A 6,135-nucleotide genomic window follows, 5' to 3' on the forward strand; every position below is an offset into this window, starting at 1 on the left:
AAATGGCCGCCATGTCCTTCCTGCAACGCATCTTCCGCCGGCCCGACTACCGGTCCGACGTCACCCAGTTCATTGCGCAGCTCAAGACCGAGCAGCCCGATCTCGAGGCGCAGCAACGGGCCGGTCGCGCGCTCTGGTGGGACAAGAAGCTGGACCGCGAGGCGATCGCCGAGTGGCAGGACGCGCGCGTGCCGCAGAAGGCGTACGTGTACGGCGACGACCCGCGCCGTCCGCGCTGAGGCCATCGGACTTTCCCCTGCATGGACAGCAGCAAAACCGCCTTGCCCGAACTCCCGCAGCCGCCGGCGGCGCGCGAGACCGGCTTGCCGGAGGTGGTCGACCAGGTCGCGCTCGCGCGCCTGTACGGCGAGCCGCTGTTCACCATGCCGCACGACCTGTACATCCCGCCGGACGCGCTGGAGGTTTTCCTCGAGGCTTTCGAGGGACCGCTGGACCTGTTGCTGTACCTGATCCGCAAGCAGAACTTCAACATCCTCGACATCCCGATGGCGGCGGTGACCCGCCAGTACCTGACGTACGTCGACGAGATCCGCGAGCGCAATCTCGAACTGGCCGCCGAGTACCTGCTGATGGCGGCCATGCTGATCGAGATCAAGTCGCGCATGCTGCTGCCGCCCAAGAAGGCGGCGCCGGGCGAAGAGGCCGAGGACCCGCGCGCCGAACTGGTCCGCCGCCTGCTGGAATACGAGCAGATGAAGGCCGCGGCCTTTCGCATCAACGAGCTGCCGCAACTGGGGCGCGACGTCCTGCGCGCGCAGGTCTACATCGAACAGTCGCTGCAACCGCGCTTTCCCGACGTCGCCGTCGCCGACCTGCAGGACGCCTGGCGCGACATCCTGCGCCGCGCGAAACTGATCCAGCACCACAAGATCACGCGCGAGGAGCTCTCGGTGCGCGAGCACATGAGCATGGTCCTGAAGAAGCTGCAAGGCCGGCGCTTCGTCGAATTCGAGCAGCTGTTCGACGTGACCAAGGGCACGCCCGTGCTGGTCGTCACCTTCATCGCCACGCTGGAACTGGCCAAGGAGACCCTGATCGAGGTGACCCAGGCCGAAGCCTACGCCCCCATCTACGTGCGCCTGGCCTATCACAGCGCCTGATCCCCCCAACGAGTCCCTACAAGAAGAGGCCGCATTGAGCCAAGCCATCCCTCGCGATTTCGACATCCTCATCGTCGGCAGCGGCCTGGCCGGCCTGTCCGCTGCGCTGCACCTGGCGCCCACCCACAAGGTGGCGATCCTCACCAAGCGGTCCATGAGCGACGGCTCCAGCGGCTGGGCGCAGGGCGGCATCGCCGCGGTCATGGATCGCAGCGACAGCTTCGCTTCGCACGTGGACGACACGCTGGTGGCCGGCGCCGGCCTGTCCGATCCCGCGGCCACCCGCTTCGTGGTGGAGCACGCGCCGCTGAGCGTCGAATGGCTGCAAAGCCTGGGCGTGCCCTTCTCCGAGGAAGACGGCCACCTGCACCTCACGCGCGAGGGCGGCCACAGCGCGCGGCGCATCGTGCACGTGACCGACGCCACCGGTGCGGCCGTGCAGCAGACGCTGATCCAGCGCGTGCAGCAAACGCCCAACATCACCATGCTGGAACACCACATGCTGGTGGACCTGATCATGTCCGCCAAAGTGGGGATGCCCGGGCCTAACCGCTGCCTGGGCCTGTACGCGCTGGACGAGACCAGCGACGAAGTGGTGACCTTCCGCGCGCCGCACACCATCCTGGCCACGGGTGGCGCCGGCAAGGTCTACCTGTACACCACCAACCCCGACACCGCCACCGGCGACGGCATCGCCGCTGCCTGGCGCGCCGGCTGCCGCGTGACGAACATGGAGTTCATCCAGTTCCACCCGACCTGCCTGTACCACCCGCACGTCAAGAACTTCCTGATCTCCGAAGCCGTGCGCGGCGAGGGCGGCCGCCTGATGCTGCCGGACGGCACGCGCTTCATGCCGAACCACGACCCGCGCCTGGAACTGGCCCCGCGCGACGTGGTGGCGCGGGCGATCGACTTCGAGATGAAGAAGCACGGCCTCGACTGCGTGCTGCTCGATATCTCTCACCAGCCGCCCGCCTTCGTGAAGGAGCACTTCCCGAACATCTACGCGCGCTGCCTCGATCTGGGAATCGACATCACGCGGCAGCCGATCCCGGTGGTGCCGGCGGCGCACTACACCTGCGGCGGCATCCACACCGACCTGGCCGGCCGCACCGACCTGCCCGGCCTGCACGCGATCGGCGAGACCGCGTACACCGGGCTGCACGGAGCCAATCGCCTGGCCAGCAACTCGCTCGTGGAATGCATGGTGTTTGCCCGCTCCGCGTCCGACGACATCCTGGCCACACCGCTGCCGCCGGTCGGCGACATCCCGGCCTGGGACGACAGCCGCGTGACCGATGCGGACGAAGCGGTGGTGATCTCGCACAACTGGGACGAGCTGCGCCGCTTCATGTGGGACTACGTGGGCATAGTGCGCACCAACAAGCGGCTCGATCGCGCGGCCCACCGCATCAAGCTGCTGCAGCAGGAGATCCATGAGTTCTACAGCGCCTTCCACGTGACGCGCGACCTGCTGGAACTGCGCAACCTGGTGACCGTGGCGGACCTGATCGTGCGCTCGGCGCAGGCGCGCCACGAAAGCCGCGGCCTGCATTACAGCCGCGACTATCCGCGCATGGCGGAGGTCGCCGTTCCCACCACGCTGCAGCCGTCCTGAGGCAAGGGCGCGGCGGGCGTCACGACCTCATCGTCTTTTACACGCCGGCCACTGGTCGGCGCGCCTGCCTGTTGCTATAACTCAGGCATGGGGACGCCGCAGAGTGTCTTCAGGGGACCTGCATGCCACGCCTTCTTGCCTCGCTGCTGTTCGCGTTCGCGCTGGCGCCTGCCGTGCACGCCATGGACTTTCACCGCGTGGGCGACACGCTGGTGATGTCCGGCCCGGTCGAGGGCAACGACCTCGTGCGCTTGCGCGACCAGCTCGCCATCGGCCCGGTGCACCTGGTGCTGCTGCACGAAAGCCCGGGCGGCGACCTCTGGACCGGGTACCAGATCGGCTCCCGCATCCACGAAGAAGGCCTGTCCACCGCGGTGTCGGGCAAGTGCGAATCGGCCTGCGGGCTGATCTTCCTGAGCGGCATCGAACGCTCCTTCAGCGACGGCCGGCCGATCGCGCAGACCATGGTGGGCCTGCACGGCGCCCACTCCGCGGACACGATGCAGCCGATGACCGAGCTTGCCCCGCGCATGGCATGGGTGATCCGCACGCGAACCGGCCGCAAGTACCCGGCCGACCTGCTGCAGCGCACCGTCTACCCGCGCAACCCGGAAGACATGGTCTATGCGTTTCACCCCGGGCGCTATCCCGCCACGGCCGCGGGGCGCGGCGTGCTCGAATGCCTCAAGCAGCCGGACGTGAGCTTCAAGTGCTCGATGGTCGACGGCCTTGACGCGCTGGGCATCGGCGTGATCACCACGCCGGAAGTGCTGAAGCTGCCGCAGGACGTCAAGGAGTTGCTGCAGCAGCTTGCATCGTGAGCGCCGTCGCCGCATCCGGAAAATGGATACGCAGGATGTCATTGCGCGCTTGACCCGCAATCCAAGCGGCGCCTGTGCCAACGCCGTCGTGGATCCCGGGTCGAGCCCGGGATGACGTCCATGCGATGACATCCGTCCGTCCCGGCACCACCGGCTGTCCGGCCGCCGAGCGGAAAGCGACAGCGGCAGTGCACACTCTGTTACGTCCCGGGCTGCTGCTCCGTCAGCCAGCCTGGATGCGTGCGAGAACAAGAAGTTGGGGGAAAGCGGATGGAGAGATTCTTGCAGCCCGCGCAGGGTGCGGGCCAGGTCGCCGGGGCGGCGCGTGTGCCGGCGCACAAGGGCGCAGCGCGGGCGCGGTTCGCGCGGCAACGCCTGCGCATTCACGCAGTGCCGGTGGCCGTTCGGCTGGCGGTGGTGGCGATCGCCGTCTGGCTGGCGTTCCCTTTGCTGCTGTCGACCCGGCCGGGCGCGGCCCCACACCCGCTGGCTGAATCGCTGCGCCTGCTGCTGCTGGTGACGGTGCCGGCATTGCTGCTGCCCGCCTGGTGGCAGCAGCGGCGCCATAGCCGCCTGATCGCGCGGCCCGAGTACGAGGTCGCCCTCAACCAGAAAGCGATCGCGTGGCTGTGCGGCCGCGATTTCGAACGGGTCCGGCTCGAAGGCGAGATCGCGCGCGAGACGGTGTACCTGCCTGGATGGCGACCGCGCTGGCTGCTGGTGACCAATCGGCGCCTGCTGCTGTTTACCGGTGGGCCGCGCGAGCGCCAGCTGCTGTCCGAGTGGCCGCGCCGCTCCATCGTCTACGCCGGTTGTCCCGCGGACCTGCCGCCGCAGCTGCGCCCCGCGCCCTGGCTTCAGGCGCTGATGCGAACCCCCAACCTGGCGCTGGCCTTCACCACGGGAACGGTGCTGCAACTGCATTCGGCCAGCGGCATCACGGCCCTGCGCGTGGCGCAACTGCTGATGTCCTCGCCCGCACTGCCCGACGAAACGACCGTCGTGCCGGCCTTCCGCGATGAACGCACGGCGCGGCGCTGGCACGAGGTGCTCGCTTCCTGCGTGCTGCCCGGCGCGGGCCAGTGCCTGCAGGGCCGCTTCACGGCAGGCGCGGTGCTGTTCACCCTGACCTTGCTGCTGTTCGTGCAGGCATGGGCGCCGCTGGTGCTGGCGCTGCGGCTAGCCCCCGGCGAATGGCCGGTGCTTGGGCTGGCCTGGGCGCTTGGCGCCTCGCTGCTGCTGGCGCTGGTGGCGGGCAGCGACGCGTGGCACTTCAGCGCCACGCGGCTGCGGCGCTGACCAGGCCCTAGGCCGCGCCGATATTCGGCACCAGCGCGCCCGCCGGCTGGCCCGCCTTGAGCGCCGCGGTGAAAGCCAGCATGCGATCGATCGGCACGCGGGCCCGGTCGACCAGCGCCGGCTCGACGAACACCTCGTTGGCCCCGGTCTCCAGCACGCGCGCCAGGTCCGCGAGGCCGTTCATGGCCATCCACGGGCAGTGCGCACAGCTCTTGCAAGTCGCGCTGTTGCCGGCCGTGGGCGCCTCGATGAACACCTTGCCCGGATTGAGCGTGCGCAGCTTGTGCAGCATGCCGTTGTCGGTGGCCACGATGAACTCGCGCGCATCCATCTCGCGGGCGGCCTTGAGGATCGCCGAGGTGGAGCCGACCGCATCGGCCAGCGCCACGACGTCGGCCGGCGACTCGGGATGCACCAGCACCTTGGCCGCGGGATACTGCTTCTTCAGGTCGACGAGCTCGAAGCCCTTGAACTCGTCGTGCACGATGCACGAGCCGCTCCAGAACACCATGTCGGCGCCGGTCTCGCGCTGGATGTAGCCGCCCAGGTGGCGGTCCGGCGCCCACAGGATCTTGTGGCCCTTGTCCTTGAGCGCGCCGACGATGTCGAGCGCGCAGCTCGATGTCACCAGCCAGTCGGCACGCGCCTTCACGGCGGCGCTGGTGTTGGCGTAGACCACCACGGTGCGGTCCGGATGCTGGTCGCAGAAGGCGCTGAATTCGTCGACCGGGCAGCCGAGGTCCAGCGAGCAGGTCGCATCCAGGTCCGGCATCAGCACCCGCTTTTCGGGCGACAGGATCTTGGAGGTCTCGCCCATGAACTTCACGCCGGAGACCACCAGGGTCTGCGCCGGATGGTCGCGGCCGAAGCGGGCCATTTCCAGCGAGTCGCTGACCATGCCGCCGGTCTCTTCCGCGAGGTCCTGCAGGTCGGGATGGACGTAGTAGTGCGACACCATCACCGCGTTGCGCTCCTTGAGCAGGCGGCGGATCCTGTCCTTGAGCGCCGCGCGTTCCGCCGCTCCCGGCTCCGGCGGGATGCGGGCCCAGGCGTGCTTGGTGTCGCACGTGTTGCCGGGCAACGGATGCTCGTATTCGACGTCGAAGATCGGGATGACAGCGCTCATGGCGTTTCCTGCAGGCGCATCGAGAAGTCGGTGGCCTTCACGTCCTTGGTCAGCGTTCCCACCGAGATGCGGTCGACCCCGGTTTCGGCCAGCGTGCGCAGCCGCTCCAGGGTGACGCCACCGGAGATCTCCAGCACGGCGCGGCCGCCG

6 protein-coding genes and 1 pseudogene are annotated in these 6,135 nt (G+C 68.7%); 5 read left to right on the forward strand and 2 right to left on the reverse strand.

Annotated elements, in window-relative coordinates; all coding sequences use genetic code 11:
- The first annotated feature begins 11 nt into the window (after window positions 1-11).
- From JWP60_RS21500 to JWP60_RS21520, 5 genes are all read left to right on the forward strand, one after another.
- Window positions 12-239 (forward strand): DUF3460 family protein, encoded by a 228-nt coding sequence (locus JWP60_RS21500; RefSeq protein WP_299795831.1) that lies wholly within the window; start codon window positions 12-14, stop codon window positions 237-239.
- Between the two features lie 21 nt (window positions 240-260).
- On the forward strand, window positions 261-1,121 hold the full coding sequence (locus JWP60_RS21505; RefSeq protein ID WP_299795834.1) for a ScpA family protein: 861 nt from the start codon (window positions 261-263) through the stop codon (window positions 1,119-1,121).
- 34 nt (window positions 1,122-1,155) lie between these two features.
- A complete protein-coding gene (nadB, locus tag JWP60_RS21510; RefSeq protein WP_299795837.1) occupies window positions 1,156-2,739 on the forward strand; it encodes an L-aspartate oxidase in 1,584 nt (527 codons plus the stop codon).
- Window positions 2,740-2,861: 122 nt separating this feature from the next.
- The gene (locus JWP60_RS21515; protein ID WP_299795840.1) at window positions 2,862-3,560 is read left to right on the forward strand and encodes a hypothetical protein; all 699 of its coding nucleotides are present in this window, start codon (window positions 2,862-2,864) and stop codon (window positions 3,558-3,560) included.
- A gap of 270 nt (window positions 3,561-3,830) precedes the next feature.
- Window positions 3,831-4,859 carry a hypothetical protein gene (locus JWP60_RS21520; RefSeq protein WP_299795843.1) on the forward strand — a complete coding sequence of 343 codons (1,029 nt, stop codon included), beginning with the start codon at window positions 3,831-3,833 and terminating at the stop codon, window positions 4,857-4,859.
- A gap of 7 nt (window positions 4,860-4,866) precedes the next feature.
- Here JWP60_RS21520 and nadA read toward each other — a convergent pair whose 3' ends face one another.
- Together nadA and JWP60_RS21530 are read right to left on the reverse strand one after the other, a co-directional pair.
- The gene (gene nadA / locus JWP60_RS21525; protein WP_299795846.1) at window positions 4,867-5,985 is read right to left on the reverse strand and encodes a quinolinate synthase NadA; all 1,119 of its coding nucleotides are present in this window, start codon (window positions 5,983-5,985) and stop codon (window positions 4,867-4,869) included.
- A pseudogene (locus JWP60_RS21530) lies at window positions 5,982-6,135 on the reverse strand (nicotinate-nucleotide diphosphorylase (carboxylating)); the annotation flags it as partial. The pseudogene JWP60_RS21530 and the gene nadA, both read right to left, overlap by 4 nt.

The organism is Ramlibacter sp. (assembly GCF_028291745.1).
Taxonomy (GTDB): Bacteria; Pseudomonadota; Gammaproteobacteria; order Burkholderiales; family Burkholderiaceae_C; genus Ramlibacter.